Origin of the sequence: Burkholderia sp. BCC1972 (genome assembly GCF_905339605.1) — a bacterium.
Taxonomy (GTDB): Bacteria; Pseudomonadota; Gammaproteobacteria; order Burkholderiales; family Burkholderiaceae; genus Burkholderia.
In genome coordinates this window covers 178179-193769 of the sequence record NZ_CAJPGH010000007.1, presented here as the reverse complement: position 1 = coordinate 193769, position 15591 = coordinate 178179, and the positions used below count along the sequence as shown (strand labels likewise).

The window sequence follows — 15591 nt, the reverse complement described above, 5'->3', positions numbered from 1 at the left end:
GCTGGCCGCGTGCTCAGGCTTCGGCGGCAGGCGTGTCGCCGAGCCACTTGAACATCACGAGGCAGTCGACGAAGCCGAGCCGCGCGTGACGGTAGGCGCGCGGCAGCCGGCCGACGATCTCGAATCCGAGCTTCTGCCACAGCGCGACCGCGACCTCATTCGTCGCCACCACCGAATTGAACTGCATCGCGAGGAAACCGCGCTCGCGCGCAACCTGCTGCGAGTGCTCGCACATCAGGCGCGCGACGCCGCGGCCGCGCGCGGCCTCGCTCACCATGTAGCCGCAATTGCTCACGTGCTTGCCGGGCCCCGCCGCGTTCGCCTTCAGGTAGTACGAACCGAGCACGACGCCGTCTTCTTCGGCGATCCACGTGCAGAGCGGTGCCGCGAGCCACAATGCGCGTGCCGCTTCCTGTGTCGGCGTCGGATCGAAAGCGTAGGTTTCCTGAGCAGCGACGATGGCGCGATAGGTCGGCCAGAAGCGCGGGAAATCGTCCTCGGTCATCGGGCGAATCGTGATCATGCGGGTTCTCTCGTGAGGGTGATGTCGACAGGCACGCCGGCGATCGTACCGCGATTCATCGACGGTCGTCCGCTCGCAATGCCGCGCTGCGATACGCGCCCGGCGGCACGCCGTACCAGCGCTTGAACGCCTGCGAAAAACTCGACAGGTCGCTGAAGCCGAGCCGCTCGGCCACTTCCGCGAGCGACAGCCGCGCGTCGCCGAGCAGCGTCTCGGCCATCGCGCCGCGCGCCTGCGCGAGCAGCGCGCGAAACGTCGTGCCCTCCTCCTGCAGCCGGCGCTTGAGCGTGCGCGGGCTCGTGTTCATCAGCCGCGCCATGTCCTCCAGCGAGAACGGCGCGCTGCCGGGCGTCGCGCCCAGGTACTGGCGCACCATCTCCGACGTACCCACGCGCGCGCGCCGCGCTTCGACGAGCTGGCCGCACATCTGCTCGCACATCGACACCGTCAGCGGATTCGCATGCGGCAGCGGCCGGTCGAGAAACGCGCGGTCGAACGCGAGGCTGTTCGCGCGCGCCGAGAACGCCGGCTCCACACCGGCGATGCGCGGCGCGGCAAGCGACGGCGAGCGCGCGGCCTGCAGCGTGAAGCGCGACAACGTGAAATCGCCGCTGGCGATTTCCTGCAGCAGCACGGCCGCGGCCGTCATGTCGCGCTCGACGAGGAACCGGCTCAAGTCGCCGTCGAGTTCCGGCGCGCCGAAGTTGAGCACGCCCGTATCGGGCGCCTCGCGGTACGTGATGACGGTGTACGCATACGTGAGCGGCAGGAAGCGCATCGCCAGCGCAAGCGCGTCGCGCCCGGTTGCGCTCGCGATCAGCCCGTAGCCCCACACGCCGTATGCGGAGAAGTGATAGCGCAGGCCGACCTCGAAGCCGAGGCCCTGCGCGCGGCCGAGCGCACGCAGGAGGTTGCCGGTCAGCCGCAGCTCCTGTGCGGCCGTCACCTCGACTTTCGGATCGTCGAGCTGCGCGTCCGCGAGCCCCGTGCCGGCCAGCAGCGCCGTGTGCGGCACGCCCCGTTCGTCGCCGAAATCGACCAGCAGCCGGGCGCTGGCCGGACTCCGGGTGAAGTCCCAGAAGCTCATGCGGAGAAACCCTCGAAGCGCCGATTTGGCCCAAATACTAAAACAATTGTCCCCAAGCAGCATTGGTGTTTTCCCATGCGGCCCGCACCATCGGCGTCATCCAGTCGTCGCCCGAACGACCCCATCGCCCCAGGAGGAGACACCATGCAACCGAGTCGCCCGACCGATCCCGCCGCCCGCCTCGCGCACCGGCGCACCGCTTGCGCCCGCATGCCGGCGCGCACCGCCTGACCCGCCGACCACCGAAGAAACGAGACGATTCCATGAGCAAGACTTTCGACTACATCGTCGTCGGCGGCGGATCGGGCGGCTGCGTCGTCGCGGGGCGGCTGACCGAGGACCCGGCCGTGACCGTGTGCGTGCTCGAGGCCGGCGGCCGCGGCGACGGCGCGGTCGTCAACGTGCCGACCGGCGCGGTCGCGATGATGCCGACCCGCCTGAACAACTGGGCGTTCGACACGGTGCCGCAGCCGGGGCTCGGCGGGCGGATCGGCTACCAGCCGCGCGGCAGAACGCTCGGCGGCTCGTCGGCGATCAACGCAATGGTCTACATCCGCGGCCATCGCGTCGACTACGACGGCTGGGCCACGCTCGGCAACGAAGGCTGGGCGTACGACGACGTGCTGCCGTACTTCCGCCTGAGCGAGCACAACGAGCGCTTCGACGATGCATGGCATGGCCGCGACGGCCCGCTGTGGGTCAGCGACCTGCGCACCGGCAACCCGTTTCATGCACGCTACCTGGAAGCCGCGCAACAGGCCGGCCTGCCGCTCACCGACGATTTCAACGGCGCGCAGCAGGAAGGCATCGGGATCTACCAGGTCACGCAGAAGCACGGCGAACGCTGGAGCGCGGCGCGCGCATACCTGCTGCCGCATCTCGGCCGCCGCGACAACCTGACCGTCGAGACGCACGCGCAGGTGCTGCGCATCCTGTTCGACGGCACGCGCGCAATCGGCGTCGAGGTGCGGCAGCACGGCGAGGTCCGCACGCTGCGCGCGCGGCGTGAAGTCGTGCTCGCGGCCGGCGCGCTGCAGACGCCGCAGTTGCTGATGCTGTCGGGTGTCGGCCCGGGTCGCGAACTGCAGCAGCACGGCATCGCGGTGCAAGCGGACCTGCCCGGCGTCGGCCGCAACCTGCAGGATCATCCGGATTTCATCTTCGGCTACCGCACGCGCAGCGTCGACACGATGGGCGTGTCCGCGCGCGGCGGCCTGCGGATGCTGCGCGAGTTCGCGCGCTTTCGCCGCGAACGGCGCGGGATGCTGACGTCGAATTTCGCGGAAGGCGGCGGTTTCCTGAAAACGCGTGCCGATCTCGCCGCGCCGGACCTCCAGCTGCATTTCGTCGTCGCGCTCGTCGACGATCACGCGCGCAAGCTGCATGCCGGCCACGGGCTGTCGTGCCACGTGTGCCTGCTGCGGCCGCGCAGCCGCGGCTCGATCACGCTGGACAGCGCCGATCCGCTCGCGGCGCCGCGCATCGATCCCGCGTTCTTCGACGATCCGCGCGACGTCGACGACATGGTCGCGGGCTTCCGCATCACGCGCCGGTTGATGGAAGCACCGGCGCTCGCGAGCTGGATCACGCGCGACCTGTTCACGGCGAACGTGACGACCGACGACGAGATCCGCGACGTGCTGCGGCGGCGCACCGACACCGTGTATCACCCGGTCGGCACGTGCCGGATGGGTCACGATGAACTGGCCGTCGTCGATCCGCAACTGCGCGTGCGCGGCCTGCAGGGGCTGCGCATCGTCGATGCGTCGGTGATGCCGACGCTGATCGGCGGCAACACCAACGCGCCGACAATCATGATCGCCGAGAAGGCCGTCGACCTGATGCGCGGCGTGCGCCGCGTACCCGCAAGGTCGCATGCCGAAACCGTCGGTACAGCGAAGGATCGCGACGCCGCTCTTGCCGCGTGCGCCACGCATGATGCCGTCCAACCCGAGGAAAATCGCCATGCTGTCGCCTGACCGTTCCCGTTCCGCCGACGCCGCCGTACCGCTGGCGGCGATCATCATCGGCGCCGGCTTCGCCGGCATCGGCATGGCCGTCGCGCTGCAACGCGCCGGCATCCACGATTTCGTGATCGTCGAACGCTCGCACGACGTCGGCGGCGTCTGGCGCGACAACAGCTACCCGGGCGCCGCGTGCGACGTGCCCTCGCACCTGTACTCGTTTTCGTTCGAACCGAATCCGGCCTGGTCGCGCGTGTTCGCGCCGCAGCCGGAAATCCATGCGTACCTGCAGCATTGCGCACGCAAGTACGGGCTCGCGCGCCACCTGCGCTTCGGCGCCGAAGTCGAGCACGCGCGCTACGACGAGGCCCGCGCGCTGTGGCACGTCACGCTCGCCGACGGCACGACGCTCAGCGCGGCGCTGCTCGTCAGCGGCACCGGCCAGTTGAGCCGTCCGGCAATGCCCGACCTGCCCGGCATCGACACGTTCCGCGGCCGGGCATTCCACTCCGCGCACTGGGATCACGACCATGCGCTCGCCGGCCAGCGCGTGGCCGTGGTCGGCACCGGCGCATCGGCGATCCAGTTCGTCCCGGCGATCGCCGGCAGCGTGCAGCACCTGTCCGTGTTCCAGCGTTCGCCGGCCTACGTGATCCCGCGCCCCGATCGCGCGTATCGACCGTGGGAAAAGGCGCTGTTTCGCCGGATGCCGTGGGCGATGAAGCTGCACCGCGCATCGATCTACCTGCGCTACGAATCGCGCGCGATCGCCTTCACGCGCCTGCACGGGCTGATGAAAGCGGCGGTCGGCCGGCCGTTCCGCAAGCTGCTCGCGCGCGACGTGCCGGACCCCGCGTTGCGCGCACGGCTCACGCCCGACTACCCGATCGGCTGCAAGCGCCTCCTGCTGTCGAGCGAGTACCTCGCGACGATGAGCCGCGACAACGTCGCGCTCGTCACGCAGCGGATCCGGCGCGTGACCGAGGACGGGATCGAGACCGTCGACGGCGTGCATCATCCGGTCGACGCGATCATCTACGGCACGGGCTTCGCGGCCACCGAGTTCCTGTCGCCGATGCGCATCACGGGCCGCGACGGGCTCGACCTGAACGACGCGTGGCGACGCGGCGCGCAGGCGTATCTCGGGCTCACCGTCCCCGGCTTTCCGAATTTCTTCATGCTGTACGGCCCGAACACGAACCTCGGTCACAACTCGATCGTCTACATGCTCGAAAGCCAGATCGCGCACGTGATGCGCTGCGTGCAGGCGATGCGGCGCGACGGTGCGCGCGAGATCGACGTCGACGCGCGCCGCTACAGGCGCTTCAACGCGCACGTGCAGCAGCGGCTCGCCGGTTCGGTGTGGAGCGGCTGCAAGAGCTGGTACGTCGATGCATCAGGGCTCAACAGCACGAACTGGCCGGGCTTCACGCTGACCTACCGCTGGATCACGCGCTTCACCGGCATGGCCGCGTACCGCTTCACGCGTCCGTTGCCCGAATCGGCCGCGCCGACGCACGGCACGGTGGTCGCGGCGCCGGCAGGCAGGCTGGAGGCGCTCGCCGCCGCTTCGCTGCGCGGCTTCCTGCGCGTCGCGTTCCGGCCGCTGATCGGGCCGCCGTTCGGTGCGCGCGTGCAGCGCCGCGTCGTCGCGCTGCTGGCGCCGCTGATGCCCGGCGGAGGCGGCACGCTGCGCTACCGCACGTTAGCGCACCGCGTGCCGGTCGAAGTCGTCGCACCGAAGCGCGGCGATACGGGCGGTGCGATCCTGTATCTGCATGGCGGGGCGTTCTGCCTCGGCGGGCCGCATACGCATCGCGGCGTGACGACGCGGCTCGCGAACGATGCCGGCCTGCCGGTGTGGGTGCCCGATTACCGGCTCGCGCCCGAGCACCCGAGCCCGGCCGCGCTCGACGATGCGCTGGCCGTGTACGACGCGATGCGCGCGCAGGGCCATGCGCCGCACCGGATCGTGATTGCCGGCGACTCGGCCGGCGGTGCACTGGCACTCGCGCTCGCGATCGCGCTGCGCGAGCGCGGCGAACCGGCCGCCGCGGCGCTGCTGCTGATCTCGCCCGTGACCGACCCGGCGCTCGGCGGCGCGACACTCGCCTCGCGCCGCCACGACGATCCGATGATCCGGCGCGGCTGGCTCGAACAGGGGCTGCGCTGGTATCACGGCGCCGGCTCGGCCGCCGCGCGCGGCCCGCTCGACACCGACCTGCGCGGCCTGCCGCCGATGCTGATCCAGGCCGGCGACCAGGAGGTGCTGCTGTCGGATGCACAGCGGCTGGCCGATCATGCGAGCGCGTGCGGCGTGCCGTGCCGGCTGGAAATTCATGCGGCGCGCTGGCACGTGTTTCATCTGCAGGCGTTTTACCTGCGCTCGGCGCGCGATGCGTTGCGCACGCTCGCGCGGTTCGCGTCGGCACGGGTCGCCGCGACGGCATGACGATGCAGCGGCAACGCGAAACGATCGCGCGGCCCGCTTGCCGCGAAGCGACACCGTCTTGCGAAAACCGGCCGTTTATATTTTTCCGCCACGCGCGGCCGTCATGATCTCCCGCAAGCCCCGGCGCGCCGCCGGGGCCCCCACCTGGCGGAGACATCATGAAAAGAAGGCACACCCTCAATGCGCTGGCGCTGCTCTGCTGCGTCGGCATCCAGTGCGCGACGTCGGCGTTCGCCGACGAACCGAAGAAAGTCGCGTTCGTCGACACGGGCAACACCGGGCGCAGCGTGATGGCCGAAGCGATCGCGGGCCAGCTGATCGCGCAGCGCCATGCGCACATCGCGGTGATCTCGCGCGCGGTCGACGAGGATCCGTATGACGAAAAGCCCGAAGAAAACGGCGTGATCCTGATGAAGCGGCGCGGCATCGACACGTCGGCGCACCGCTCGGTGCAGTTGAACGCGAACGACGTCAGGCATTCCGACGTGATCCTGACGATGACCGACAAGCACAAGGAGAAGGTGCTCGCACTCTATCCGTCGGCCGCCGGCAAGGTCTTCACGCTCGCCGAGTATGCGACCGGAAAGCACCTCGACGTGCCCGACGCGTGGGGCAAGCCGATGGACTTCTACGAATCGGTGACCACGCAGCTCGACGCGTACATTCCGGCCGCGCTCGACAAGGTCGCGACGATCGCGCCGGCGAAGCAGTAACGCGGAAGGCCTGCCGGTCGCCGGACGCGCAATGCGCCGGCACCGGCAGTGGCCCCTGCGTCCCCCTCCCGTCCCGCCTCTACGGCGCCTGCCCCGTCATCGCGCCATCGACACCGGCCATTCGGCCGAGTCGCCACCCTTCGTACCGGATGAAAGAATGATCGTCGTCCGGGAAGCCGGCTTCACTGCCCGAAACCCCGAACGACGAAGACACCGCATGCGCGTCGGCCGCAGCGCCACTGCGATGCGGATCGGCCCAATTCCAGTCACCACTCATGTAGCTTATAAGTTACAATGCTTTCCAAGTTCGAACTGCTTCGCTATCAACGTGACGACGGTCGCGAGCCTTTCACCGAATGGCTGAACGCCATACGCGACAAGATCGCGCAGGCACGGATTCGCGAACGCCTGCGCCGCGTGCAGACCGGCAACTTCGGCGATTGCGAGCCGGTCGGCGAAGGGGTGATCGAACTGCGCGTCCATGTCGGCGCCGGCTACCGCGTGTACTTCGGGCGGCACGGCAGTGCACTGGTGCTGCTGCTGTCCGGCGGCGACAAGGGCAGTCAACCCGACGACATCAGGCGCGCCAAGGAACACTGGTCGAACTGGAAACGGAGGCAAACATGAACAAGCTCAAGAGCGCGGTATCGCACCACGACGCCGAAGTCGCCGAACTCGGCGCCGACCGCGAGCTCGCGGTCGCCTATCTGCGCGTCGCGATGGAATCGCTCGACGATCCCGACAATCGTGCGGCCGGCCTGCTTGCGCTGCGCACGGTCGCGGAAGCCTACGGCGGGCTCGGCGCAGTCGCGGCCGAAGCCGGCATCAGCCGCGAATCGCTGTATCGCACGCTGTCCCCGAACGGCAACCCGACGCTGAAAACCCTGCTCGCGGTGCTCAAGACCGTCGGTCTGCGCCTGTCCGTCGTCCCCGCGCAGCCCGCGCACGCCTGAGCGACACGCTCCCCCTCACGGCCTGACCATCCACACGAGCAGCATCGCGGCCGGCGCGGCCGTCATCCCCGCCGGCGGACGCTCGATCGTCGGCTCGACCGCCAGCGCCTGCGCGAGCGCCGCCGCATCGTCGATCGGCGTCGTGCGCACGATCGTCATCAGCCGCGCCGGCCGGTGCAGCGCCTCGCGATACAGCGCGCCGTACCACAGCGGCCGCATGCCGAGCGCGTCCTGCAGCACGTACGGATAACGCCACAACCGCAGCACGAGGCGGCTGTCCGGGTGGGCCGGATCGACGCGCACGAACACGCGGCGCGTGCTTTCGCCGTGCGTGTAGCGCGGCAGCACGGGCAGCGCGTCGGCCGGCGCCTGCGGCAACAGCCAGCGCAGCGCGGTAGTCGGCGACCACGGTGTCGCGCGCTGCCAGCCGGCCTGCGCGAGATGCCGGTCGAGCGTGTCCGATGTCGCACTCCATTGCAGCGGCAGGTACTCCTCGCGATCGCCGCCGATCTCGGTGCGCCGCGTCGGCACGCGCTGCCATCCGCCGCGCAGCCACTGATCGACGGTCATCGCGACCACGTCGCCGACATGCGGGCGCGCCGCGCGATCGAGCTGCCATTGCACCGGAACCCGCCATACGCCGGCCGTCGCGAGCACCACGAGCACCGCGACGAGCGCGCCGCGCGGCTGCACATGCTCGCGCACGCGCCAGTACGCATAGGCGCCGGCGAGCAGCGCGAACCAGGCCAGCCCGAGGCTCCAGCCGCCGAGCAGGCCCGACAGCCAGGTGCCGCCGACGTACAGCCGCGCGAAACCGCCGAGCACGATCCACAGTACGACCGCCGTCACGACCGGAATGCGCCACAGCGCGGGCCGGTCGCGCGTGAGCACCCAGCCGATGCCGCTGCTCGCGAGGATCGCGAACGCGGCGTCCGCATCGGGCAGCGGCACGTGCGGCGCGCCGGGCGGCAGGCTCGCAGGCGTCGCGCCCGGTATGCCCGAGCCGAACGCCGGCACGAGCACGACGGCGACGCCGACCGTCGCGAGCCACCATGCGGACGTCCACCAGCAGCGATGGATCATCAGCCAGACCAGAAACGCGGCCGCGACGATCAGCCCCGTATCGTGCCCGTGCAGCACGGCAAGCGCACTCATCGCGGCATCGACGGGCGGCGTGCGCAGGTTCTGCAGGAACGCATACAGCGCGATGTCCGCGTGCATCAGCGGATCGTTCGCGACGACATCCTGCACGATCCCCGCGAACAGCCACACGCAGCCGACGAACAGCAGCGCGAGCACGGGCACCGCGCCCGGCAGGCCGCGCACGTATGCGATCGCGTCGTGCAGCCGCGCGCCGAACCGCGGCCAGCGATGCGTGCACGCGTGCACGGCTTCGGCGAGCGTGCGGCGCAGCAGCGGCCAGCCGCGCCGCAGCGCGACGCGTACGCCGATCCACACGAGCACGACCAGCGCGGCGACGACCAGCAGGATCGCGGCGACCCGTACGCTGATCGCCGCGGCCAGCGCGGCCGACGCACCGAACAGGATGCCCGGCGCGACGTGCACGGGCGCCCATACGAGCGCCGACACGACGTTGACCGGATAGAACGATCGGCGCGGCAGCGTCGCGCAGCCGACGACGACCGGCACGACCGCACGCACCGGCGCAAGGAAGCGCGCGAGCACGATGCTCTTCATCCCGTGACGCAGCACGAACTCCTCGCCGCGCGCATAGGCGTTCGCATGGCCGAAGCGCGTCCAGGCGTTGCGGATCATCCCGCGATAGTGCCGCCCGAGCTCGTAGCTGATCCCGTCGCCGAGCACCGCGCCGGCGGCCGCGACGCCGATCGTCGTCCACCCGTCGAGCGCGCCCGCGCCGATCAGCGCACCGGCCGCGAACATCACGGCGCCGGCCGGCACGACCGTGCCGATCAGCGCAATCGCCTCGGCGCACGCCGTCACGAACACGATCGCCAGCACGAGCAGCGGATGCGCGCCGATCGCGCCGATCCACGCGTGGATCGTGTCGCTCATCGCATGCCCCGCGGCGAAACGACCCGGCGAACGAACACCGGATCGGCGATGGCAGGGGGAACGGTCATGGCGAAATGCGCGCGGTCGCGCCGGCGTGAACGGTCAATCGAACTCGTGCTGCCGCGCGTCGGCCTCGAGCGGCGCATCGTGGTAGCCGACCGTCGCGATCTCCTGCAGGTAACGCGCAAGAAATGCGCCGATCGAACCGGCGGCCTCGTACTGATGCACGTGACGGAACTCGTGGGTCAGCAGGCGGCGCGTGTCCTGCCCGCGCAGCACGTACACCGCATGACCGAGCGTCAGGCCGATCGTCCCCGGCGACAGCAAACCCGTGTCGCGCGCGATCGCGGCCAGCGACGGCGTCTCGGGAAACGGCATGCGGTCGACGATCACCACACGGATCTGCTCCGGCCGGGCAACGCCCACCGTGCGCGCGTCGTCGGCCTGTGCCGGCGTCAGCGGCGCGCCCTGCGCGATCCCGCGCGCCGCCTCCGCTTCGGCCCACGCAACGGCGGCGGGCAAGGCGGTCGGCAGGATTTCGGCAAGATCGATCATCGCAAGGCTCCCCGGCGGGTGGTGTGGTATCGGGCACCAGTTTAGTCCCGATTCGCAGCGGTTCGCGTCGCGCGTTGCCGGTCCATGCCGGGTACGGCAACGATCAGGGAATACCCTGATCGCCGTGCACGACCCGCCGCGCCGTTTCCCGTCGATTATTTCGTTTCAGTACACATTCCGAGACCAGCCATCTCGAAAATTTCCCGAATGAGTACCGTTTTCGGATTCGGCGGAATATATTGGTCGGAAGAACGCCGCGACGATAACCGGACAACCCGTTCGCGGCGTCATCCCGGAGAGGGCCGCTAGATGATCAGGGTAATTCTGGCTGACGATCATGCAGTCATGCGGGACGGACTGCGATACATCCTGGAAACGGCCGGCGGCTTCGAGATCGTCGGCGAAGCGAGCGACGGCTCGGCCACGCTCGCGCTCGCCGAGCGCGCGGTCGCCGACGTGCTGCTGCTCGACCTGTCGATGCCCGCGCCGACCGGCATCGAGCTGATCCGGATGGTCAAGCGCCATGCGCCGTCGCTGCGCACGCTCGTGCTGACGATGCACGCCGAGGCGCAGTACGCCGCGCGCGCGTTCAAGGCCGGCGCCACCGGCTACCTGACGAAGGACAGCGCGACCGCCGAACTCGTCGAAGCGGTCGGCAAGGTCGCGGCGGGCGGCGTCTACGTGAGCCCGTCGGCAGCCGAAAGCCTCGCGCGCACGCTGCGCGCGCCGGATCGGACATTGCCGCACGAGCGACTGTCCGCGCGCGAACTCGACGTGATGGGCCGCATCGTCGCCGGCCAGACCGTCACGCAGATCGCGTCCGAACTCGCGCTGAGCGCGAAGACGGTCAGCACGTACAAGACGCGGATCCTCGAGAAGATGGAATTGCCGCACGAAGCCGCACTGGTCCGCTACGCGGTGCGCCACGATCTCTATCCCGGTGCCGACGACGCATGACAGCCGCCTCCCGCTTCCCGCCCGCGCCGTCCGCGCCGCCCGACGACGATCCGGACGCATCGCACCTGTTCATGTCGTCGCTGCCGCCCGACCGGCGCGAACGGCGCTTCGCGCTCGCGACCGTGCTCGTATCGGCCGTGATCTTCGCCGCGCTCGCGCCGTTCGCGGGCATGCCGCTCGCGCCGGGCTGGGCGTTCATTCCCGTGTACCAGTCGGCGATCGTCGTCAACGACATGGTGACGGCCGGCCTGCTGCTCGGCCAGTACGCGATCCTGCGCCAGAAGCCGCTGCTCGCGCTCGCGGGCGGCTACCTGTTCACGGGCTTCATGGCCGGCACGCACATGCTGACCTTCCCCGGGCTGTTTGCGCCGCACGGCCTGCTCGGTGGCGGCGACCAGACCACCGCGTGGCTGTACCTGTTCTGGCACGGCGGCTTTCCGCTGGCGGTGTCCGCCTATGCGCTGCTGCGCGCGAAGACGCGCGCCCGCCCGATCCCGGCCCCGCAGCGCCGTGCGGCGATTTCGGTGGGGTTCTGCATCGCGTCGGCGGTCGCCGCGACGGTCGCGCTCGCGCTGCTCGCGACGGCCGGCCACGACCTGCTGCCGCGCATCATGAACGGCAACCGGATGACCGCGACGATGACGAACGCGATCACGGTCGTCTGGGGGCTGAACCTGGTCGCGCTGATGTTGATGTGGTGGCAGCGGCGCCGCCATTCCGTGCTCGACCTGTGGGTGATGACGACGCTGGTCGCATGGCTGTTCGACATCGCGCTGTCGTCGATGCTGAACCACGGGCGCTACGATCTCGGCTTCTACGCGGGACGCGCGTACGGCCTCGTCGCATCCGGCGTCGTGCTGTTCGCGATGCTGTTCGAGAACGGCCGGCTGCATGCGCAGACCGTGCGCGCACTGGCCGGCGCGCGCTACCAGCATCTGCTCGTCGTGCAGAAGAGCGCGCAGTTGAACGACGCGAACGAACGGCTCGAACAGCGCGTCGCTGCGCGCACCGCGCAACTGAGCGCGTCGAACCGCGACCTGCGGCGCGAAGTCGAGGAGCGCGTGCGCGCCGAGCGGGCGCTGCAGGCGTCTCGCGAGGAATTGCGCGAGATTGCCGCGATCAGTGCCAGCGCGCGCGAAGCCGAGCAGCGCCGCATCGCGCGCGAACTGCACGACGAACTCGCGCAGACGCTCGCGACGCTGAAGAACGATCTCGAATGGCTGATCGACCGCGTGCCGCAGGACGACGCGCAACTCGCGCGCAAGATCGCGGCGATGCATGTGCTCGCGCGCGGCGCGGTGGCCGCGACACGGCGCATCGCGTCCGACCTGCGCCCGCTGATGCTGGACGACCTCGGCTTCGCCGCGGCGATGCAATGGCTCGTGGAGGATTTCCGGCACCGTCACGGGATTGCGTGCGCGCTGCACGTCGAGCCGCCCGAGCTGCAGCTCGACGAACCGTATGCGACGGCCGTGTTCCGCATCGCGCAGGAAGCCCTCGCGAACGTCGCGCGGCATGCGGCCGCGTCGCACGCGGACGTCGAACTCGTGCACGGCGGCGATGTGATCGCGCTGACGATCCGCGACGACGGCGCGGGATTCGATCCCGGCGTACCGCGCAAGTCGGGGTCGTTCGGGCTGGTGGGATTGCGTGAGCGCGCGTATCTGGTCGGCGGCACGCTGCGGATCGCGACAACGCTCGGCGAAGGCACGACGGTCGAGGTCGAGATTCCGCTGACGCATGCGCCGGTGGCGGTCGCGCATGGGGCGGATGGGGGGACGCCGAGATAGAGCGGGGAAACCCCGCGGCAATGGAAAGCGCTGAACCGCGATGGCTTAGCCGGCAGCCTTTGTCGCACGTGCCACTTTCAACATGCGCTCGAGTTCCGCCTGAACGTCTGCCGCTTCGATATATTCACCGGTCCGCCGCGCCTCGTGGCGCGATGCCAAGCCGCGCGCCACGAACTCGCGCTGCACGCGTCGACGCGCAACGCCATCTCGAGACATATTCGCCATCGTCAATTTCATTGCTCGCTCCAAACGTCGCATTTGCAACGCGTGGTAGCGCATCGCGCATGATACGCAACGGTTCACCGACTGCGATTCATGTGCTGCCCGGCACTTCGCGCTGCCATCACCCGGCGCGACATCGTCCGTACCGGCCTTCCCACGACGCTACAATTCGTCGCGGGTCGCTACATCAGCCGTTCCATTGCACCGGCCGACCGGACTTCACCCCTTCGCCCCGATGAAAACCCTCCGCACCTATATCCTTTCTTTCTTCATCGCCGCAGTCGGCTGGCTGGCCGTATCGCTGCTGTGCTGGCCCGTCCTGCTCGCGCTGCAGGCGCTGACGACAGCCGTGTTCATTCCGCATCCTGCCGGCAGCTACATCGCGCTCGGGTTCGTGTCGACCGCGCGGCTCACGGATTTTCCGACCAACTTCGTCGGCGCCTTTTCAGTGCCTTTCCTGAACGTGCCGATCGGATTCATTGCGATCGCCTGGTGGTTCGGCGTCGGCCTGATCGTACCGTCCGCATACCAGCGCTACCGTACCAAGCCACGCGGCCGCGCGTCGCGGGCCGTCGTGTGGCGTGCGGCCCGCTCGCTGCTGATCCTGACCACCGTGGTGCTCGTCATCGCGACGCCCTTCCTGCGTCGCTACGAGATTGTCACGCCGGATCACCTCTACGTGCGGCACCTGTTCGACTGGCACGAACGCGCGTATCCGCTTGCGTCGCTGAAGGAAATCCACGTGGACAATCCCGGCGGCAGCCGCAGCATCATCACGTGGGATTTCATCTTCGACGGCGACAACCGCTTCACGACGACCGCGCCGGACATCCACGCGCTCAAGTACCTGCTGTCGAACACGAACGCGTCGGCCAACTTCAAGTTCGTCGGGGACCAGTTGATGATGCGATAGCGGCGCACCCCATCACACCCGAGCCGCCACCATCGCCCGCTCCGACCGCGTCCACGCGACCAGCGCGCCGACGCCGAGCAGTGCAAGGCACACGATCGGCACGATCATCGGCCCGAACGCGGTGCCCGTCACCTTGCCCGCGAACGGCATCAGGTTCTGGCTGAAGAAGCCGCCGAGGTTGCCGATCGAGTTGATCGCCGCGACGCTAGCCGCCGCCCGTGCGCCGGTGAAATAACGCGGCGGCATCGACCAGAAGCACGGATACAGCAGCGGGATGCATGCGCCGCCGAGCACGAGCGCGACGAAGCGCAGCGGCGTCGACGGCAGCACGAGGCTCAGGAGGAAGCCGAGCGCGCCGAGCGCCGCGACGATCGCGATCGTGCGCAGGATGCTCTTCGCACGGCGCAGCTTCGCCGGCAGCCACACCAGCAGCACCACCGCGAGCGCCCACGGCAGCATGCTCAGGAAACCGTTCGTGCTGCTCGACACGCCGAACGACTTGACGAGTGTCGGCAGCCAGTACGTGACACCGTACAGCGACGTCGACATCAGCATGTAGGTCGCCGCGAACAGCATCACACGCGGATCGAGCAGCGCCTTCCACGGCTGGCCGTGCTCGGCCTGCGCCGGCTTCTCGCGCTCCAGCGCGGCCGCGACGATCTCCTTCTCGCGTTCGTCGAGGAACGGCGCTTCGCGGAACGAAGCCGGCAACACGCGGAACACGACGATGGCGACGATCACGGCCGGAATGCCCGTCGCCACGAACACCCACTGCCAGCCCGCGAGGCCCCACACGCCGTTCAGGCTCAGCAGCACGCCGCCGACCAGTGAGCCGAGCATGTTCGCGAGCGCACTGCCGAGCGTGAAGATGCCGAGCACCTTCGCGCGGTAGCTCTGCGGAAACCACAGCGTCAGGTAGTAGATCACGCCCGGATAGAAGCCGGCCTCGGCGATGCCGAGCAGGAAACGCAGCGAGCAGAACGCCGGCATCGACGTCGTGAAGCCCATCAGCACCGTGATGAGGCCCCACGTCAGCATGATCCGCGCGAGCCACACGCGCGCGCCGTAGCGATGCAGCGCGAGCGTGCTCGGCACCTCGAACAGCAGGTAGCCGATGAAGAACAGCGACGACGCGAGCCCGAACGCGGCCTCCGTCATCCCGAGGCTATGCACCATCTGCAGTTTCGCGAAACCGACGTTCTGCCGGTCGATGAACGCGATCAGGAACATCACGACGAGGATGGGCAGCAGGCGCCGCGCCATCTTCGACATGATGCGCTGTTCTTCGGCGGACGCGGGGTCCAGGGTGTCGGTTGCGTTCACTTCAGGCTCCTTGCGTGAATCGGTTGCATATCGGTTGCATATCGGTTGAATCCGCGCCGCGCGCAGCACACACGCGGGCGCGGGGTGTCTCGATGAATGGACGCG

Annotated in this window: 14 protein-coding genes; 8 read left to right on the top strand and 6 right to left on the bottom strand. The window is 69.2% G+C overall.

The features are described 5' to 3' along the window. Positions 1-13: 13 nt before the first annotated feature. Positions 14-523, bottom strand: coding sequence for an N-acetyltransferase (locus U5798_RS13525; protein WP_322082319.1), 510 nt, complete (start codon positions 521-523; stop codon positions 14-16). 55 nt (positions 524-578) lie between these two features. Further along, positions 579-1610, bottom strand: coding sequence for an AraC family transcriptional regulator (locus U5798_RS13520; RefSeq protein WP_322082318.1), 1032 nt, complete (start codon positions 1608-1610; stop codon positions 579-581). 263 nt (positions 1611-1873) lie between these two features. Between U5798_RS13520 and U5798_RS13515 the strand changes: the two genes are divergently transcribed. From U5798_RS13515 to U5798_RS13495, 5 genes are all read left to right on the top strand, one after another. Then, positions 1874-3589 (top strand): choline dehydrogenase, encoded by a 1716-nt coding sequence (locus U5798_RS13515; protein WP_322082317.1) that lies wholly within the window; start codon positions 1874-1876, stop codon positions 3587-3589. Beyond that, on the top strand, positions 3576-6026 hold the full coding sequence (locus U5798_RS13510) for a flavin-containing monooxygenase (RefSeq protein WP_322082316.1): 2451 nt from the start codon (positions 3576-3578) through the stop codon (positions 6024-6026). The genes U5798_RS13515 and U5798_RS13510 overlap by 14 nt, the downstream gene beginning before the upstream one ends. Before the next feature lie 158 nt (positions 6027-6184). Next, a complete protein-coding gene (locus U5798_RS13505) occupies positions 6185-6739 on the top strand; it encodes a protein tyrosine phosphatase (RefSeq protein ID WP_124451265.1) in 555 nt (184 codons plus the stop codon). 294 nt (positions 6740-7033) lie between these two features. After that, on the top strand, positions 7034-7366 hold the full coding sequence (locus U5798_RS13500; protein ID WP_322082315.1) for a type II toxin-antitoxin system RelE/ParE family toxin: 333 nt from the start codon (positions 7034-7036) through the stop codon (positions 7364-7366). Continuing rightward, entirely contained in the window at positions 7363-7692 is a 330-nt protein-coding gene (locus U5798_RS13495) for a transcriptional regulator (protein ID WP_322082314.1), read from the top strand. The genes U5798_RS13500 and U5798_RS13495 overlap by 4 nt, the downstream gene beginning before the upstream one ends. Positions 7693-7707: 15 nt before the next feature. Here U5798_RS13495 and U5798_RS13490 read toward each other — a convergent pair whose 3' ends face one another. Both U5798_RS13490 and U5798_RS13485 read right to left on the bottom strand, forming a co-directional pair. Continuing rightward, positions 7708-9726: an LssY C-terminal domain-containing protein gene (locus tag U5798_RS13490; protein ID WP_322082313.1), complete on the bottom strand. Its 2019-nt coding sequence runs from the start codon at positions 9724-9726 to the stop codon at positions 7708-7710. 102 nt (positions 9727-9828) lie between these two features. After that, positions 9829-10281, bottom strand: a complete 453-nt coding sequence (locus U5798_RS13485; protein WP_124451271.1) for a hypothetical protein — start codon at positions 10279-10281, stop codon at positions 9829-9831. Between the two features lie 309 nt (positions 10282-10590). Here U5798_RS13485 and U5798_RS13480 point away from each other — a divergent pair, with 309 nt between their 5' ends. Further along, the gene (locus tag U5798_RS13480) at positions 10591-11238 is read left to right on the top strand and encodes a response regulator transcription factor (RefSeq protein WP_124451273.1); all 648 of its coding nucleotides are present in this window, start codon (positions 10591-10593) and stop codon (positions 11236-11238) included. Next, positions 11235-13028: a sensor histidine kinase gene (locus tag U5798_RS13475; RefSeq protein WP_322082312.1), complete on the top strand. Its 1794-nt coding sequence runs from the start codon at positions 11235-11237 to the stop codon at positions 13026-13028. The genes U5798_RS13480 and U5798_RS13475 overlap by 4 nt, the downstream gene beginning before the upstream one ends. A 45-nt stretch (positions 13029-13073) precedes the next feature. Here U5798_RS13475 and U5798_RS13470 read toward each other — a convergent pair whose 3' ends face one another. Then, positions 13074-13265 carry a hypothetical protein gene (locus U5798_RS13470; protein WP_409364420.1) on the bottom strand — a complete coding sequence of 64 codons (192 nt, stop codon included), beginning with the start codon at positions 13263-13265 and terminating at the stop codon, positions 13074-13076. A gap of 220 nt (positions 13266-13485) precedes the next feature. Here U5798_RS13470 and U5798_RS13465 point away from each other — a divergent pair, with 220 nt between their 5' ends. Further along, positions 13486-14163, top strand: a complete 678-nt coding sequence (locus U5798_RS13465) for a hypothetical protein (RefSeq protein ID WP_322082311.1) — start codon at positions 13486-13488, stop codon at positions 14161-14163. Between the two features lie 12 nt (positions 14164-14175). On the opposite strand, the gene U5798_RS13460 is transcribed toward U5798_RS13465, so the two are convergent. Then, the gene (locus U5798_RS13460; protein ID WP_124451279.1) at positions 14176-15486 is read right to left on the bottom strand and encodes an MFS transporter; all 1311 of its coding nucleotides are present in this window, start codon (positions 15484-15486) and stop codon (positions 14176-14178) included. Positions 15487-15591: the final 105 nt, after the last annotated feature.

Excerpts from the sequence above, each read along its gene's own strand:
- U5798_RS13525 (WP_322082319.1), bottom strand. The coding sequence starts at position 523 with ATGATCACGATTCGCCCGATGACCGAGGACGATTTCCCGCGCTTCTGG.
- U5798_RS13520 (WP_322082318.1), bottom strand. The coding sequence starts at position 1,610 with ATGAGCTTCTGGGACTTCACCCGGAGTCCGGCCAGCGCCCGGCTGCTG.
- U5798_RS13515 (WP_322082317.1), top strand. The coding sequence starts at position 1,874 with ATGAGCAAGACTTTCGACTACATCGTCGTCGGCGGCGGATCGGGCGGC.
- U5798_RS13510 (WP_322082316.1), top strand. The coding sequence starts at position 3,576 with ATGCTGTCGCCTGACCGTTCCCGTTCCGCCGACGCCGCCGTACCGCTG.
- U5798_RS13505 (WP_124451265.1), top strand. The coding sequence starts at position 6,185 with ATGAAAAGAAGGCACACCCTCAATGCGCTGGCGCTGCTCTGCTGCGTC.
- U5798_RS13500 (WP_322082315.1), top strand. The coding sequence starts at position 7,034 with ATGCTTTCCAAGTTCGAACTGCTTCGCTATCAACGTGACGACGGTCGC.
- U5798_RS13495 (WP_322082314.1), top strand. The coding sequence starts at position 7,363 with ATGAACAAGCTCAAGAGCGCGGTATCGCACCACGACGCCGAAGTCGCC.
- U5798_RS13490 (WP_322082313.1), bottom strand. The coding sequence starts at position 9,726 with ATGAGCGACACGATCCACGCGTGGATCGGCGCGATCGGCGCGCATCCG.
- U5798_RS13485 (WP_124451271.1), bottom strand. The coding sequence starts at position 10,281 with ATGATCGATCTTGCCGAAATCCTGCCGACCGCCTTGCCCGCCGCCGTT.
- U5798_RS13480 (WP_124451273.1), top strand. The coding sequence starts at position 10,591 with ATGATCAGGGTAATTCTGGCTGACGATCATGCAGTCATGCGGGACGGA.
- U5798_RS13475 (WP_322082312.1), top strand. The coding sequence starts at position 11,235 with ATGACAGCCGCCTCCCGCTTCCCGCCCGCGCCGTCCGCGCCGCCCGAC.
- U5798_RS13470 (WP_409364420.1), bottom strand. The coding sequence starts at position 13,265 with ATGAAATTGACGATGGCGAATATGTCTCGAGATGGCGTTGCGCGTCGA.
- U5798_RS13465 (WP_322082311.1), top strand. The coding sequence starts at position 13,486 with ATGAAAACCCTCCGCACCTATATCCTTTCTTTCTTCATCGCCGCAGTC.